Here is a 15,194-nt window from a genome sequence, read left to right as displayed (position 1 = left end):
TTACTTTTGGTTCTCTAATGTACTAAAAAAAAGATGTGGATAACGCTTTCGCGGAAGCTGTCTTAGCCATTTTATTCCTATTGTAGAAGACAGAAAACCCGTACCGTAGCCATAAAACTGAATACCGGTTGCAACAATACTTAGATAACCTATAACGAGGCTTTTATTTATAATACTTGAGTGCACAAAAATAATCGCAACATACAATGCGTAAAACTTGAGCAGTATCGTATTACCAAGCAATGCTACGAGTAAACTTACAGCTAGACCTACGATAAACAAAGTAGGAAACCAATAAGTAAGTTTTGCTGTACTAGGGTGCCACGCATTTAGTATAGGTCGCACTAGTCCAAATTTATGAACTTGAGTGTAAAACTTTTTCCAAGAGATGCGACGTTTATGATAGACAAAAGCCTCTGGTATAAGCGCCGTTTTAAAACCTAAATCCCATAATCGCAATACGAGATCTGGATCCTCCCCGGGATGAATATCTCCAAAACCTTTACTAGTTTGAAAAGCCTTTTTAGACAATCCCATATTAAAACTACGAGGTTGAAATTTCCCGGCATCTTCACTTCCGCCGCGTATGCCGCCCGTGGTAAAAAACGAAGTCATACTATAACTTATAGCCTTCTGCAAGTTAGAAAAGTCTGGATGTGCGGCATCTGGACCACCAAAACAGTCTACATATTGTTCTTTTAACTGCTTATCCATCACCTCAACATACTGCTGAGGCAACATACAATCTGAATCTAGTATGATAAAATAATTACCTCTCGCTCTCTCCATCCCGTAGTTGCGAGAACTCCCTGGGCCTGAGTTAGGCTTTGTTAAATAGGTAATATCAAGATCTGGATAAGCATCTATTACTTCTTTACAAGGTATGCTGGAGCCATCTTCAATAATTACAATCTCATAAGGAATAGCGGTTTCTTGCTCGTCAAAACTAGCAAGGAGTTCGGCCACCTCATCTGGTCGATTATAAACGGGAATAATAAATGAATATGAAAGTTGCATATAAAACAAAGCTAAGACATCCCTAGAGGCTAGGCAATAAAAAACCACCGACATATAGACGGTGGTTGGTATGGGTTTGATTCCGCTTTCGCGAAAGCGTACTAAAGTTTATTCGTGTCCTTCGGCTTTCATAAAAGCGTCCATCACCTCATTGCTTACTCCCGTGTTGCTGAAACCTCCGTCATTATAAAGGTTTTGCATTGTTACACGCTTTGTAAGGTCTGAGAATAGTGAGATGGTATAATCTGCACAGTCTTGTGCCGTAGCGTTACCTAGCGGACTCATTTTTTCTGCATAAGCGATAAAACCGTCAAATCCTTTTACTCCTTGACCTGCCGTAGTAGGTGTAGGTGATTGTGATATTGTGTTTACACGTACGTTCTTTTCTTTACCATAAAAGTATCCAAAACTACGTGCGATAGACTCTAAGTATGCCTTATTATCTGCCATATCGTTATAATCTGGAAATACACGCTGCGCTGCCATATAGGTAAGGGCTACGATACTTCCCCACTCATTCATAGCATCTTGCTTGTAGAGTGTTTGCATAACTTTATGAAAAGACATTGCAGATACATCTGTACCTTTTTGTGTCCAGTCATATTTTTGATCTGTATAAGCACGCCCTTTACGTACGTTTACAGACATCCCGATAGAGTGTAGTACAAAGTCCAACTTACCTCCTAGTATTTCTTGTGCTTTTGTAACAAGGTTTTCTAGATCTTCTAGCGATGTAGCATCTGCAGGAATGATCTCTGACCCTGTCTTTTCTGCAAGCTCGTTAATCTGTCCCATACGCATAGCGATAGGTGCGTTAGTAAGTACAAAAGATCCTCCCTCTTCGTGTACACGCTCTGCTGTTTTCCAAGCGATTGAATTTGCATCTAATGCTCCAAAAATAATTCCGCGTTTTCCTTTAAGTAAGTTATAACTCATAATAACAGTAATGGTTTGATGTATTCTAGTTAGGTTTTCGGCCTGCGCCGTTATGGAGGTGTAAATATCGTGGTTTCTGCTTAAATCACACTAGTTTAGTAGATTTTTTGCGTGAGCAATTGCCGCGTCACTGTGTTGCCCCCCGCCTAGCATAGCTGCTATCTCTACAATACGTTCATCCTCATTGAGTCGTTCTATGTAAGTCTGGGTGCGCTCATCTGTATCTTTCTTATACACTTTAAAATGTGAAGCACCTTGACCCGCAATTTGCGGTAAGTGGGTGATACTTACAAGTTGCATTGTACGCCCCATTTTCTTCAAGATAGCTCCCATCTTTACTGCAATATCTCCGCTCACACCGGTATCAATCTCATCAAAAATGAGTGTAGGCAATTGTTTATGTTTACTAAGAACAGACTTAAGGGCGAGCATTACTCTAGAGAGCTCACCGCCAGAGGCTCCTTTACCTAAAGGTTTTAGATCACTACCCTTATTGGCCGAAAATAAAAATTCTAAGTTATCTGTTCCTGTTGCTGTAAGAGTATCTTGAGAATCTAACTGAACTGCAAACTGTGCATTAGGCATACCAAGTTCAATAAGTAGTTTTTCTACTAGTGAGGTAAGGTGTGGTATTGCAGCAGCACGATCTTTATGTAACTGAGAAGCCAGTGCAAATGCACTTTCCTTTTCTAATTGTATCTGAGCCTCTAGCGCTTCTATCTTATCATCTACCCCTGCGATATCTTGCAGATCATTATCTAGTCTATCTCGTATTTCAATAAGTTCTTCTACGCTACCTACTTGATGTTTTTTAATAAGCGAGTGCAACAACTGCATACGTGTATTGAGTCGTTCTAATGTAAGTGGGTCTGCATCTACATTATCAGAAACCTGACTAAGAACTTCTCCTATATCTTCTAGTTCAAGTAGTGTACTATTAAGTCGCTCATACAATTCTGTATATTGAGTACCATAACTATTTAGTCTACCCAGCGCTGCTCTTGCAGCTGCAAGTTGATCTACAGCTCCAGTTTGTTCTAGAGATATATTTTGCACAGCTGTAGCCAGCTGCTGCATAATCTCATCTGCATTGCTTAATGTGTTAAGCTCCTCTTCTATCTCTGCATACTCTCCTACCTTTAATGCTGCCTCGTCAAGCTCTGTAAAAAGAAAAGATTGATAATCATACTCTAGCTGGGCTTGCTTCTTTTTTTCTAAAAGTTCGACAAGGGCCGCTTTTGAAGTCTTCCACTGAGTGTAAGCCGTTCTATATTTTTTTAATAATGCCACACTGTTTGAGAAGGTATCAATTATCTCAAATTGAAAATCATTTTCAACCACTTGCAGTGTTTTATTTTGGCTATGTATATCTACTAGCCTAGCGCCCAGTGTGGAAAGTTGTGATAGTGTTACGGGCGTGTCATTTATGAAGGCTCTACTTTTTCCAGAAGGTAAAATTTCCCTTCTTATAATAGTAGACGCATCATAATCGAGATCATTAACCTTAAAAAAAGTTTTGAGGTGGTAGTCACTTATAGCAAAAACACCTTCTACTACACATTTTTGAGACGCATCTCCTGCGCTAGACATATCTGCTCTTTTACCTGTAATAAGACCTAGTGCTCCTAGCAATATAGACTTACCAGCACCTGTCTCTCCAGTAATAACAGTAAACCCTTTATCAAACTGTAATTGTACAGATTGAATAAGTGCATAATTTTTTATAGAAAGAGAAGTAAGCAATAATTTTTAGATTTAGTTAAAATAAACGCACAAAGTGAGATGTAATACTCAACAAAAAATTCCCGTTATACGGGAATTTAAAATTAAGGATTGTCTTTATTATATACTATTAAAAAGTGATTTGTCTCCAGTAATTTGATTTAGTTGGTGCAACTTGATTGAGCACCTCTACAAGAGATTTTACATTTACAGAAGGCCCCCCAGAAAAGATAGAAGCAATCTCCTCTCCCTTAGTATCAAAAAATACACGGGTTAAAAAATTATTAGGCCTCTTGTTATACATAGACCTAAATTGAGATAAGGTAGTTGCAAGTGTTTGTTTACTACGCTTTTTATCTTCACCCATAAAATCAAGACCCGTGCGGTGATACGTATACATTATACCTGCAAACTCTCTAAAATTAGGAGAAAGTAAATCTTCATTTAATCTATATCTAGACTGTGACCCGTCTTGAGGACTCCATCCAGTCTCACTACTAGGCTGCGCAGTTGTAACTATTTGCTTTGCAAGCTGAAAATATCCATCGCCATCATTAAGCTTAAACGTATTTGCATCCATACCTAAGATAGTATAAGCATAAAAAGCAATTACAGAAACTAAGTTTGAGTCAAACGTGTTAGGGTTAAAAATAAGCGGCTGAAACTCTGTATACTCAAAATCAAACTGCTTATCATTAAAGTTAAACGTAGGCGTATCATAATTAGAACCAAAAACAGGTCGCGATGCTCCTACTTGTACGCTTGCGCGAAAGTTATTACCATCCTGCTGAGTAATAATCACATTAAAAGAACAGTCTATACGCTCTTGTTGCTTAAAGCGTTTATCTGTCCACTTAGTGGTATTTATAAACTCCGTAAGTGAGCGTTCTAAAGTTTTAAAAACTTGTAAATCTGCTTTATTAGTTTGCTCTGCGTTGATAACCACAACTGCATTAAGCTCTTGTGCTACAAGGTTAAATGAGCAACATAAAACCACTAAGAATGTAAGTACTCTCATCATATTTTTTCAGCTATTTTATCAAATATATCAATAGACACTTCAGCTTTTGTCTTTAAATCATACTCCGTAACCGAACCGTCTTTTTCAATAAACGTAATTTTATTGGTTTTGGTCTGAAACCCTGCACCTTTATCTCGCAAAGAGTTTAAAACAATCGCGTCAAGATTTTTCTTCTCGAGCTTTTTCTTTGCATTTTCTAGTTCATTCTGTGTTTCTAATGCAAAGCCCAAAAGGTATTGATCTTTTTTAATCGCACCTAGCGAAGCAAGAATATCTTTAGTTTTGACTAAGTCTATTTGCATCGAAGTGTCTTTTTTCTTGATCTTCTCCTCTGCTACTTGCGCTGGCTTATAGTCTGCTACCGCTGCTGCTGCGATTGCTACATCTACCTTATCAAATACGGCGTGTGCAGCATCATACATTTGCTCACCGGAGACTACGTTATGAACTGTAATTAGACTATGATTTACTTTTATACCACTAGGTCCCAGTATAAGATCTACTGTCGCACCCAGGTCTGCTGCTCTTAAAGCAAGCTCGCATCCCATTTTACCACTACTGTGATTTCCTATAAAACGTACGGGATCTATTGCTTCATAAGTAGGCCCTGCTGTGATCATCACACGTTTACCTCTTAGAGGCAACTTACCCATTACATCATTCTCTATAAATGTCACGATATCTTCTGGCTCTGCCATACGTCCTTTACCTACTAGACCAGAAGCAAGTTCACCACTGGTAGCCTCTATCATCACATTACCGTAAGACAGCAGTTTCTGAAAAGAATTTGTAGATGAAGGGTGGATATACATATCAAGATCCATTGCTGGAGCAAAATATACAGGACACTTTGCACTTAGATAAGTGGCTAGCAGCAAATTGTCGGAAGCCCCATTTGCCATTTTAGAAAGCGTGTTTGCTGTTGCAGGAGCAATAACCATAAGGTCTGCCCAAAGTCCAAGCTCCACGTGATTTGTCCACACCGCATTATCATCACCTTCAAGTGTAAACGATGAGTGTACCTCATTACGAGAGAGTGTACTTAATGTGAGCGGAGTAACAAAGTCTTTTGCCTTCTCTGTCATTACTACTTGCACAGAAGCGCCAGCCTTTATGAATGCTCTCACAAGACTGGCGCTTTTATATGCTGCAATGCCAGCGGTTACTCCTAAAAGTATTTTTTTACCGCTTAATACTGACATCTATCTAGTCGTTACTTTTTTCTTCAGTAACAGATGGATCTCTGTGGTAAATACGATCTTCTAACCACTCTTGCACTGCTAGTGCGTGAGCCTTAGGAAGGCGCTCATAAAATTTAGACACCTCTATTTGCTCTTTGTTTTCAAAGATTTCTTCAAGACTATCATTAAACGTAGCAAACTCATCTAGTTTTTCTGAAAGCTCCCTCTTGATCTCTGTATTGATCTGTGTAGCACGTTTTGCTATAATAGATATCGCCTCATAGATATTATCTGTAGGGGCATCTACAAGATTCTTGTCAATAGTCGTTGTGCTTAAAGGTGCATCTAAGTCCTTAATATTCATAATATTCTTCTTTAATTTAAAGTTTCCATTGCTAGCAGCGCTTCATTTACAGCTGCTACTTCTTCTGCTGCCTGCTCGCTATACTTTCCTTCTGGAAAATACTTTTCTAAGGCGTTATATGCTTCTTTTGCATCTTCTAGTCTTTCTGCCTTACGACGTCTTACACTTCCTAATGCTAGTTGATATGCAGAGTTAAACTTCCAGTACAAAGCATCTTCACGATACTTAGACCCCGGAAAATCTAATAAAAAGTTATCAAACGCTTTTATCGCGTTTGGAAACGTTCCTCTACTCTCTCCTATTTTATTATATCCTTTTGCAATCTCGTAGGCTTTGCGCTCTATCTTCTGGTTGAGCTCCTGCACCTTAGCATTTGCATCATCGAGACGCTCAGAATCTGGATACTGATTTATAAAATCTTGAAGTTTACCCATTGCTATATACGTATCTCCTTGATCTAAGTTAAATCTTGGTGACCTATTATAATAGCTCTCTGCGCTTTTGTATGCTGCCTCTTCTCTCTTCTCACTCTGAGGAAAAGATTTTACAAAACGTTCAAATTGATACCCTCCTTGATAATAATCTCCTAGCTCATAAAATGTATTTGCATAAAGATATGACACACGCTCTGCTTGTGGGCGTCCTCTGTATAGCGGCACAATCTGCTCCCAAAGCTTTAAGGCTTTTTTGTATTTACCTTGAGAATACAAGGAATCTGCAAATGTGTACTTTGCTTTAATATCATCGTTTTTAAGAACATCTTGATACGCCGAACAAGAGCTCAATAAAACAACTGCAACTAGTAGGAAAAATATATTCTTCATAAGGGTTAAAAACAGCAGGCAAAATTACGTAAAATCAATCACATAACATAACTTAATTAATATAGCCCAAAAATAAACGCTTTCTCCCTAGCATTTATTTTGTTAGCATACGTTTAACAACTTCTACAAAGAGGTTAAAAATGACCCTATCTTTTGGTGTAGATCATCTGTAGCTTTTACCAGTGGTAATCTTACAAAGGGCTTACACACACCTTGATGTGCTAGCAATGATTTTATACCTGCTGGGTTGCCTTCTTCAAAAATAAGGTCTATAAGTTCAAGTATTTTGAAGTGTTCTTTATACGCTTTCGCGAAAGCGTTATTTAAACCATCATTAATGATGGCTGTAAAAACTTCTGGGATACCTTGACCTATCACAGATATCACACCACTACCTCCAGCCGAAACTAATGGCAATGAAAGTGTGTCATCTCCAGAGATCACCATAAAATCATCTGGAGTTTTGTGTATTAGCTCAAGCACCTGTGACATATCACCTGTAGCCTCTTTAATAGCTATAATATTGTCAAAATCTCTAGCAAGTCTCGCCGTAGTTTCTGGCAACATATTGCTAGAAGTTCTACCTGGCACATTATAAAGTACTACTGGCAATGGGCTCGCTGTAGCTACAGCTGCAAAGTGCTGGTATATTCCTTCTTGGGTTGGTTTATTATAAGCCGGAGAGACCGATAGTATGGCGGTTATACCATCATACTTACCATTTTTAAGTTCTGCAACAACTGCAGCTGTATGATTACCTCCTACACCTAGCACGATAGGTAAGCGCCCCTCTGCTACCTTTATGATATGAGCAACTACGGCTTGCTTCTCTTCACTAGATAATGTAGCACTCTCTGCCGTGGTACCTAGTGCAACAAGATAATTTACACTGCCAGAAATACAATATTCTACCAGCTTAGTAAGTCCATTATAATCTATAGACAAATCTTCATTAAATGGTGTAACGAGAGCAACACCTGTACCCCTTAACTCCTGCATCAACTTATAACTTTTAAAATTTTTAAATATTTTTCTAATTCTTTTGTAAAAACCACTTCTTGACCTGTAGCTACGTGTATCGTAAGATCATTGTATGTTTCCATAGCTTGGTCAATCCCTACTTTAAACTTTGCAGCAGAGAGTGCTGTCATTGCTTTAAGTGATAAATTTTCTGGCGTGTAGTAGCTTATTAAAATATCAAAAGGAGTTGCACTAAAATCTTTGAGCGATTTTGTTTTAAAAACTCCTTTCCACCCTACTTGCTTATCTGAAAATAACTGTGGCTGCTCACGCTGCTCTTTTGTTAAGGTTTTTACATACTCAAGTATTGCTACATCTTTAGACTTTACTCCTATTGCTTTGCACAAAGAAGAAAGATTATTTTGATTAAAAGGCTTATCTACATCTTGTAAAATAGCAACGCTAGATACTGCAGTTGTGCTCGCCTTATAATTGCGTGCTTGTTGTGCTTTATCTATTTGTTTAATGATGGATTTTGCTTTTAATCCGGTTAAAAACATATAACTTTACTTTTGAACAAATGTAGAGAAAATTTACTGCTACCTACGCCATAAATTATGAGGAGGACCACGCTTTTAACTATCATCTATGCGATTGTTATATATACAACAGCAATCTCTTGTAAGGAAGAATCTCACTACGCTCCAGAGCGCATAAAAGGTGAAATTATCCCTGTAAATCAAAATAGCCCAACGAGTGAAGAAATAACTCAAGCCATACTTCCATACAAGGAAGCTATACAGGCAGAAATGGATAGTGTGCTAGCCGTTGCACCAGCATCGTACACAAAAAAGGATGGCAAGCTCAACACAGCAGTAGGCAATATGATGGCAGATGCTGTTTATGAAATGGCAAACCCTATATTTCAAAAAAGAACTGGATATCCCTTTAACGCAGTGCTTCTCAATTATGGCGGCATACGCTCTGCTCTTAATAAAGGAAACATCACCACCAGAACCGCTTACGAGTTAATGCCTTTTGAAAACGAGGTGGTTGTCGTAGAGCTTAGTGGTAAGCAAATGAGATCTCTTTTTGAATACTTAAAGGGTGGAAGTGCACACCCCATCGCAGGTATGGAGGTACAACTATCGGCCACAGGTGATCTTCTAAGGACACAAGTACAAGGCCAAGATATTAATGATAACGAGACTTACTTTATCGCAACTAGCGACTACCTCAAGAATGGTGGTGACCATATGACCTTTTTTGAAAACCCGGTAAGCACGCTTCCGCTAGATTACAAAATAAGAAATGTGCTCATCGATTATTTTAAAAAATACGACACCATCGCACCCGTAAGAGATAACAGATTTACAAGAGATAGCAAATGATACGTAGAACTTTTATAAAACAAACCGCCGCAGCAACAAGTCTTGTAGGACTAGGAGGATTAACAATGGGGATGGGTGTAGATACGCTTTCGCGAAAGCAAAAAAAGCACATTACCATTTTACATACTAACGATGTACATAGTCACGTTGAGCCCTTCCCTTCTAACGACCCAAAGTATGCAAATCTAGGCGGTGCTGCCAGAAGAATGGGTGTTATCACGGCCGTACGTAAAGAAAACCCAAACACATTACTTCTTGATGCAGGTGATATCTTTCAGGGCACTCCTTACTTTAATTTTTATGGAGGTGAGCTTGAGTTTAAACTTATGTCTATGATGGGGTATGATGCCGCTACCATAGGTAATCACGATTTTGACAATGGCATAGGTGGGCTAGCCGCGCAAATGCCTAATGCTTCTTTTGAACTTCTTACAGCAAATTATGACTTCTCAAACACCATAATGGATGGGCTTACAAAGCCTTATAAGGTTTTTGTGAAAGATGGAGTACGCATTGGTGTTTTTGGTCTAGGTATAGAACTTAATGGTCTAGTTAATAAAAATATGTTTAAAGAAACCAAATACCTAGATCCCGTCGAGATGGCTACAGACACCGCAAATACACTTAGACAAGAAGAACGTTGTGACATTGTTATTTGTCTTTCTCACCTAGGCTATGAGTATCGCAGTAAAGACATTATCTCAGACGTAGCACTCGCCAGAAAAACAGAAGGAATAGATCTTATTATAGGTGGACACACACATACCTTCTTAAAGAAGCCAACTATCGCACAGAACAAATCAGGGAAGTTTGTGCTTATAAATCAGGTGGGCTGGGGAGGCATTAACCTAGGAAGAATAGATTTTTATCTAGATGATGCAAAAAATATTGAGAGTAGAAGCCTCGTGCTTGATATATAATCTAGATATACTCCTGATATGTACTGTCTTTTTCTATTTGTTTAAACCTAGTTATATAAGTGGCTAAGGTTACTTTCATAAATACCATCATAAATGTGGCCATCATAAGCATAGGAATTTCATTATAAAGAAAGTAGTATATGAAGCCAAATACGGTACCTGCTATATAACTCCCTCCTATCATAATAAGACCCACATTATCTGGATGAAGATTGTAATTAGGTATTATAAAACAAACACTCATTGTGATACCAAAAACCACCACTGTAAGCAAGAAGAGGCTCGTTTCTGGTATATACGGCATTACTAGATAAACAATGTATAGCAGTACAAAACTGAGGGTAATAAACCCCACAATGAGCTCTACGAGATTATGCTTTGAAAAGGCAGTTACTCGTTTTTTTAATACAGGTTTCATTAGAAACAAGAGTGCCGCATACCCTACAATAGATGCTAGGCACGTGAGTGTTATATTTTTCTCATAATCTGTTAAGAACAAATACTCCGCCAGTAGCGTTGCTGCTAAAAATATTAAAAAGGAAATACTAAACTTACCTGTTGCTTTAAAAACGTATATAAATAAGAATAATGACCCAAAGGGAGTCAAGTAAAATATTGCATTCTGATCAAAAAAGACAGGTGTAAGCATCATCATAAATCCTAACAGAATACTGATAGATCTATGTAGCCTATATCCGGTAAAGTTCTCTCTAAGCATTAGTTAAAGCTAAGAATTCTATTTCAGAAATAATAGTAATTCCTAGTTTTTGAGCTTTTTCTAATTTGCTAGGTCCCATTTTTTCGCCAGCAACGAGGTATGATGTTTTAGATGAGATAGAACTTGAGACTTTCCCTCCGTTATCTTCTATGAGTTTTTTAAGATCATTACGTGGCATTTCAAACACACCAGAGACCACAAACGTCTTACCTGCAAGCACATCCGACTGGTTTGCAAGCTTCTCTGCAGAAATTTCTAGCTGTACTCCGTAAGATTTTAAACGTTGTATAAGTGCTATATGTTCCGCTTTCGCGAAAAATGCTACAACACTCTCAGCAATTTTACCTCCTATTTCATCTACAGCTACCAGATCTTCCTCTGTTGCCGAAGTAATCGCATCAATAGACTTATAATGCTTTGCAAGTTTTTTGGCTACGGTCTCTCCTACGTATCGTATACCTAAACCAAACAACACCTTCTCAAAAGGAATCTTAACAGACGCCTGCACACCATTCACTAAGTTTTCGGCACTTTTTTGAGCCATTCTTTCTAACGGAAGCAACTGCGCTACAGTAAGCTCATATAAATCTGCATAATTTGATATAAGTCCCTCATTTACAAGTAAAGCTACCGTCTCACCTCCTAGACCATCTATATCCATTGCTTTTCTAGATATATAATGCTGTATACGCCCTATAATTTGTGGAGGGCAACCCATATCGTTAGGACAGTAGTGCTGTGCTTCTCCTTCTTTACGCACAAGCGGAGTATCACATTCTGGACATTGAGTTATATAATCGGTAGGCTCAGAATCTGCTGGGCGTTTTGTAAGATCTACTGCTATGATTTTTGGAATGATTTCCCCTCCTTTTTCTACAAACACCTCATCACCTTCTCGTATATCTAGTCGTTCTATCTGATCTGCATTATGAAGACTGGCTCTTTTAACGGTTGTCCCGGCAAGCTCTACAGGTTCTAGGTTTGCCACTGGTGTGATAGCTCCAGTACGACCTACCTGGTATGTTATTTCGCGTAAGCGGGTAGACACCTGTTCTGCTTTAAACTTATAAGCTATAGCCCATCGCGGAGCTTTTGCTGTATACCCCAACTCTTCTTGCTGCTGGAGTCCGTTTACTTTTACTACAACACCATCTGTCTCATACGGTAAGTCGTGACGAGCTTTATCCCAGTGATTAATAAAATCTAGCACCTCATCAATACTCTTTGCTAGTACTGCCGCATCTGGCACCATAAAACCCCAGTCTCTAGCTTTTTGCAAACTTTCCATCTGGGTAGTTATTCCTAGATTATTACCAGTGATATTATAAAGTAAGCACTGCAATGGTCGCTTTGCAACCTCTGCACTATCTTGAAGTTTTAGAGAACCACTTGCGGTATTACGCGGGTTACGATATAGCTCAAACCCTAGTTCCTCGCGCTCTGTATTCATCGCGTGAAAACCGTCCCAAGGAAGCACAATCTCACCACGTATGTCAAACTTAGGAGGATAATCTCCTTTTAACTTTAAAGGAACAGATTTTATGGTTTTAATATTAGTAGTTACATCATCTCCCTGTAATCCATCTCCACGGGTAACAGCTCTGAGCAGCTCTCCATTTTCATAGGTAAGACTTATTGAAGCACCATCATACTTAAGCTCGCAGGTATAATGCACTTCACCATCTACCATTTTCTTAACGCGGGCTTCCCAGTCCTCAAGATCTTCCTTTGAGTAGGAGTTATCTAGAGAGTACATTCTATGCTCGTGTACAATAGTCTCAAAATTTTTAGTCACTGCACCACCTACGCGATGTGTAGGCGAGTTAGGATCGTCAAATTCTGGATTTGCAAGTTCTAGTGCCTTAAGTTGTTCTAATTTTTTATCAAATTCAAAATCTGATATCGTTGGCGTATCTAGCACATAATAACTATGATTATGTGTTTGTAATTCGTTGCGTAAAGCGAGGATTTGCTCTTCTATTGTCATAGTAACAAAATTAAAAAATTAAACCTGCGATACTCAGAGAATACCGCAGGTTTAATTAACCATTTTACAAACAGTTTTTAATAAAAACTAAATCGCTGTAAAGCATACCGCTTTGCGCATAACCCACAAGAGCGTTATTACTTTTTTGCCTCTAGTGATGATTTTAACCACTTAGGCATTGCCATAGGCTCAAAGTTCTCCATCTGATCTAGAAGACCATCAATGGTAGTGTCTACAAGAAGGATGTCATAATTTTCTTGTTTAAGAAAACCTTTGTCTACCATATTTTTAAGCGCACTTAAAAGATCATCATAAAAGCCATTTACATTGAGCATCCCCACAGGCTTTTTATGCAACGCTAGCTGGCTCCAAGTAAGCACCTCAAAGAGCTCTTCCATCGTTCCAAAACCACCAGGAAGTGTGATAAAACCGTCAGACAGTTCTTGGAGCTTCATCTTGCGCTCGTGCATCGTCTCATTTACTATAAGCTCTGTAAGGCCTGTATGTACCACTTCTTTAATTTGTAAAAATGCCGGAATCACACCTATCACTTTACCATTTGCATCAAGAGCGCCCTGAGCAACAGCTCCCATCACTCCTATTTTGGCAGCACCGTATACGAGTGTCATATCCTTTTTTGCCAGTGTGGCTCCTAGCAAGCGAGCTTGGTTTATAATCTCTGGATCAGTTCCTGCACTGCTACCACAGTACACACAAATAGATGCTAACTTCATACGATTTCTTTTTTTCTAACAATTGTTTTGATATTTAGACGCACTTAGGTTTAAGCCATACACGCCCTTATCATTCTATCTTTACCAAACATATCTTTTCTCAGCACAACGTCTGTAAAGCCTATATCTTTTAATAACGCTACAGTCTCTTTACCGAGATATTCATTAATCTCAAAATATAGAGCTCCCGCAGGTGCTAAGCTTTTACGGGCCAGCTCACCAATCTTTCTATAAAAAATAAGAGGATCTTGATCTGAAACAAATAGTGCACTATCTGGCTCATTGCTCAGCACATTTGCTCTCATCATTGCCTTTTCTTGCTCACGCACATACGGCGGGTTGCTCACGATAACATTATAAACCTCATCAAGGGCTTGCGTCTCTAGAATATTCTGGTTGTAAAAGTCCACTTTCACACCATTTGCCTTAGCATTTTGATATGCTGTGGCAAGCGCATTTTGAGAGATATCTACCGCTTCTACTGTTGCTTTACTGGTATTTTTTGCAAGTGTAATGGCTATACAACCAGAACCTGTACCTATGTCTAAAAGACGTAGCATATCTTGTGCTTCCTCTTTTAAGAGGCCTTGCGCCACATCATCTATAATCCAGGCAACGAGCTCTTCGGTTTCTGGTCTAGGTATTAACGTAGCAGGATTTACCTGAAAGTCAAGCCCGTAAAATGACGAGCTACCTGTGATATATTGTATGGGCTCACTCTTAGACAGTCTAGCTGTTATTTCTTCAAGCTCCTTACATTGTGATGGGTGTATTTTTTGCTTTCGCGAAAGCGAGATCTCAACCCTATTCATTTTTAATACGTGCTCAAGCGTTAAGAAACATAGGTTCTCGACCTCTTCTGGCTCATAAAGTGCGGCCAGTTGCTTCCTAAAATCTGCACGAAAATCGTCTATACTCATAGTTTTATAAGCATATGAACGGGACACGAAAAGTGACCTGTATTACCCATAGGCCCATCTATATAGTCAAAACCAGTGCGCTTGTATAATTTTTGCGCTGCCTCCATATAAGGCATCGTCTCAAGATAGCATTGCTCAAACCCAAAATCTCGAGCGGTATCTAAACACTTCTTCATCATAGCCGACCCTAGACCCTTGCCTCGTGCTTCTTCTAAGAAGTACATCTTTTGCAACTCACACACATTACCATCATAATTATCAAGTTGTGCGATGCCCGCACAGCCTATTACCGTACCATTATCTTCTACCACAAAATAGGCAGCTTTAGGCCTATCATAATGCTCAAACATTGTGTCTAGCGCCTCATCTGCATAAGCGGTTCCTACCTTTGGAGCACCCATATCTACCAGCACCTTGCGCACTACGGCCGCAACCTGTGCATTATCTTCCTTTTGAATAGGTCTAATGATTGGTTTGTTCATCACTATTAAACGTTTAC

16 protein-coding genes are annotated in these 15,194 nt (G+C 38.9%); 2 read left to right on the top strand and 14 right to left on the bottom strand.

All coding sequences use genetic code 11. From position 1 onward, the window contains the following. From ABVM49_RS08545 to ABVM49_RS08505, 9 genes are all read right to left on the bottom strand, one after another. A complete protein-coding gene (locus ABVM49_RS08545; RefSeq protein WP_405201506.1) occupies positions 1–1,017 on the bottom strand; it encodes a glycosyltransferase in 1,017 nt (338 codons plus the stop codon). 108 nt (positions 1,018–1,125) lie between these two features. Next, positions 1,126–1,953, bottom strand: a complete 828-nt coding sequence (locus tag ABVM49_RS08540) for an enoyl-ACP reductase (RefSeq protein WP_021778420.1) — start codon at positions 1,951–1,953, stop codon at positions 1,126–1,128. A gap of 90 nt (positions 1,954–2,043) precedes the next feature. After that, positions 2,044–3,696: a DNA repair protein RecN gene (gene recN, locus ABVM49_RS08535; protein ID WP_405201505.1), complete on the bottom strand. Its 1,653-nt coding sequence runs from the start codon at positions 3,694–3,696 to the stop codon at positions 2,044–2,046. A gap of 109 nt (positions 3,697–3,805) precedes the next feature. Beyond that, the gene (locus ABVM49_RS08530) at positions 3,806–4,696 is read right to left on the bottom strand and encodes a DUF4835 family protein (protein WP_405201504.1); all 891 of its coding nucleotides are present in this window, start codon (positions 4,694–4,696) and stop codon (positions 3,806–3,808) included. Continuing rightward, positions 4,693–5,898 (bottom strand): bifunctional phosphopantothenoylcysteine decarboxylase/phosphopantothenate--cysteine ligase CoaBC, encoded by a 1,206-nt coding sequence (coaBC, locus tag ABVM49_RS08525; protein WP_405201502.1) that lies wholly within the window; start codon positions 5,896–5,898, stop codon positions 4,693–4,695. The genes ABVM49_RS08530 and coaBC overlap by 4 nt, the downstream gene beginning before the upstream one ends. Positions 5,899–5,902: 4 nt before the next feature. Then, on the bottom strand, positions 5,903–6,241 hold the full coding sequence (locus ABVM49_RS08520) for a DNA-directed RNA polymerase subunit omega (protein ID WP_375251931.1): 339 nt from the start codon (positions 6,239–6,241) through the stop codon (positions 5,903–5,905). 11 nt (positions 6,242–6,252) lie between these two features. Then, positions 6,253–7,065, bottom strand: a complete 813-nt coding sequence (locus tag ABVM49_RS08515; RefSeq protein ID WP_375251930.1) for an outer membrane protein assembly factor BamD — start codon at positions 7,063–7,065, stop codon at positions 6,253–6,255. Between the two features lie 123 nt (positions 7,066–7,188). After that, positions 7,189–8,064: a 4-hydroxy-tetrahydrodipicolinate synthase gene (dapA, locus tag ABVM49_RS08510; RefSeq protein WP_405201501.1), complete on the bottom strand. Its 876-nt coding sequence runs from the start codon at positions 8,062–8,064 to the stop codon at positions 7,189–7,191. Then, positions 8,064–8,585, bottom strand: a complete 522-nt coding sequence (locus ABVM49_RS08505; RefSeq protein WP_405201500.1) for a DUF6913 domain-containing protein — start codon at positions 8,583–8,585, stop codon at positions 8,064–8,066. The genes dapA and ABVM49_RS08505 overlap by 1 nt, the downstream gene beginning before the upstream one ends. Positions 8,586–8,642: 57 nt before the next feature. On the opposite strand from ABVM49_RS08505, the gene ABVM49_RS08500 reads away from it, so the two are divergent. Both ABVM49_RS08500 and ABVM49_RS08495 read left to right on the top strand, forming a co-directional pair. Further along, positions 8,643–9,416 (top strand): 5'-nucleotidase C-terminal domain-containing protein, encoded by a 774-nt coding sequence (locus tag ABVM49_RS08500; RefSeq protein ID WP_405201499.1) that lies wholly within the window; start codon positions 8,643–8,645, stop codon positions 9,414–9,416. Beyond that, positions 9,413–10,336, top strand: coding sequence for a bifunctional metallophosphatase/5'-nucleotidase (locus ABVM49_RS08495; protein ID WP_405201498.1), 924 nt, complete (start codon positions 9,413–9,415; stop codon positions 10,334–10,336). Before ABVM49_RS08500 ends, ABVM49_RS08495 begins: the two co-directional genes overlap by 4 nt. A 1-nt stretch (position 10,337) precedes the next feature. Here ABVM49_RS08495 and ABVM49_RS08490 read toward each other — a convergent pair whose 3' ends face one another. From ABVM49_RS08490 to ABVM49_RS08470, 5 genes are all read right to left on the bottom strand, one after another. Beyond that, positions 10,338–11,054, bottom strand: a complete 717-nt coding sequence (locus tag ABVM49_RS08490; protein WP_405201497.1) for a hypothetical protein — start codon at positions 11,052–11,054, stop codon at positions 10,338–10,340. Then, positions 11,047–13,041 (bottom strand): NAD-dependent DNA ligase LigA, encoded by a 1,995-nt coding sequence (gene ligA / locus ABVM49_RS08485; RefSeq protein ID WP_405201496.1) that lies wholly within the window; start codon positions 13,039–13,041, stop codon positions 11,047–11,049. The genes ABVM49_RS08490 and ligA overlap by 8 nt, the downstream gene beginning before the upstream one ends. A 137-nt stretch (positions 13,042–13,178) precedes the next feature. Then, positions 13,179–13,775, bottom strand: coding sequence for a TIGR00730 family Rossman fold protein (locus ABVM49_RS08480; RefSeq protein ID WP_375251923.1), 597 nt, complete (start codon positions 13,773–13,775; stop codon positions 13,179–13,181). Positions 13,776–13,825: 50 nt separating this feature from the next. Continuing rightward, a complete protein-coding gene (gene prmC / locus ABVM49_RS08475; RefSeq protein WP_405201495.1) occupies positions 13,826–14,695 on the bottom strand; it encodes a peptide chain release factor N(5)-glutamine methyltransferase in 870 nt (289 codons plus the stop codon). After that, positions 14,692–15,177: a GNAT family N-acetyltransferase gene (locus tag ABVM49_RS08470; protein WP_405201494.1), complete on the bottom strand. Its 486-nt coding sequence runs from the start codon at positions 15,175–15,177 to the stop codon at positions 14,692–14,694. The genes prmC and ABVM49_RS08470 overlap by 4 nt, the downstream gene beginning before the upstream one ends. Positions 15,178–15,194: the final 17 nt, after the last annotated feature.

Origin of the sequence: Dokdonia sp. LLG6352-1, assembly GCF_045055815.1 — a bacterium.
GTDB lineage: Bacteria > Bacteroidota > Bacteroidia > Flavobacteriales > Flavobacteriaceae > Dokdonia > Dokdonia donghaensis.
Note: the sequence above shows the minus strand (reverse complement) of the source record. Positions and strands in the feature narration are given on the sequence as shown.

Bases quoted from the DNA above. Each gene is read 5' to 3' on its own strand.
- ABVM49_RS08520 (WP_375251931.1), bottom strand. From the start codon at position 6,241: ATGAATATTAAGGACTTAGATGCACCTTTAAGCACAACGACTATTGAC.
- ABVM49_RS08490 (WP_405201497.1), bottom strand. From the start codon at position 11,054: ATGCTTAGAGAGAACTTTACCGGATATAGGCTACATAGATCTATCAGT.
- dapA (WP_405201501.1), bottom strand. From the start codon at position 8,064: ATGCAGGAGTTAAGGGGTACAGGTGTTGCTCTCGTTACACCATTTAAT.
- ABVM49_RS08480 (WP_375251923.1), bottom strand. From the start codon at position 13,775: ATGAAGTTAGCATCTATTTGTGTGTACTGTGGTAGCAGTGCAGGAACT.
- ABVM49_RS08540 (WP_021778420.1), bottom strand. From the start codon at position 1,953: ATGAGTTATAACTTACTTAAAGGAAAACGCGGAATTATTTTTGGAGCA.
- ABVM49_RS08515 (WP_375251930.1), bottom strand. From the start codon at position 7,065: ATGAAGAATATATTTTTCCTACTAGTTGCAGTTGTTTTATTGAGCTCT.
- ABVM49_RS08505 (WP_405201500.1), bottom strand. From the start codon at position 8,585: ATGTTTTTAACCGGATTAAAAGCAAAATCCATCATTAAACAAATAGAT.
- ABVM49_RS08470 (WP_405201494.1), bottom strand. From the start codon at position 15,177: ATGAACAAACCAATCATTAGACCTATTCAAAAGGAAGATAATGCACAG.
- ligA (WP_405201496.1), bottom strand. From the start codon at position 13,041: ATGACAATAGAAGAGCAAATCCTCGCTTTACGCAACGAATTACAAACA.
- ABVM49_RS08495 (WP_405201498.1), top strand. From the start codon at position 9,413: ATGATACGTAGAACTTTTATAAAACAAACCGCCGCAGCAACAAGTCTT.
- ABVM49_RS08500 (WP_405201499.1), top strand. From the start codon at position 8,643: ATGAGGAGGACCACGCTTTTAACTATCATCTATGCGATTGTTATATAT.
- ABVM49_RS08530 (WP_405201504.1), bottom strand. From the start codon at position 4,696: ATGATGAGAGTACTTACATTCTTAGTGGTTTTATGTTGCTCATTTAAC.
- ABVM49_RS08545 (WP_405201506.1), bottom strand. From the start codon at position 1,017: ATGCAACTTTCATATTCATTTATTATTCCCGTTTATAATCGACCAGAT.
- coaBC (WP_405201502.1), bottom strand. From the start codon at position 5,898: ATGTCAGTATTAAGCGGTAAAAAAATACTTTTAGGAGTAACCGCTGGC.
- prmC (WP_405201495.1), bottom strand. From the start codon at position 14,695: ATGAGTATAGACGATTTTCGTGCAGATTTTAGGAAGCAACTGGCCGCA.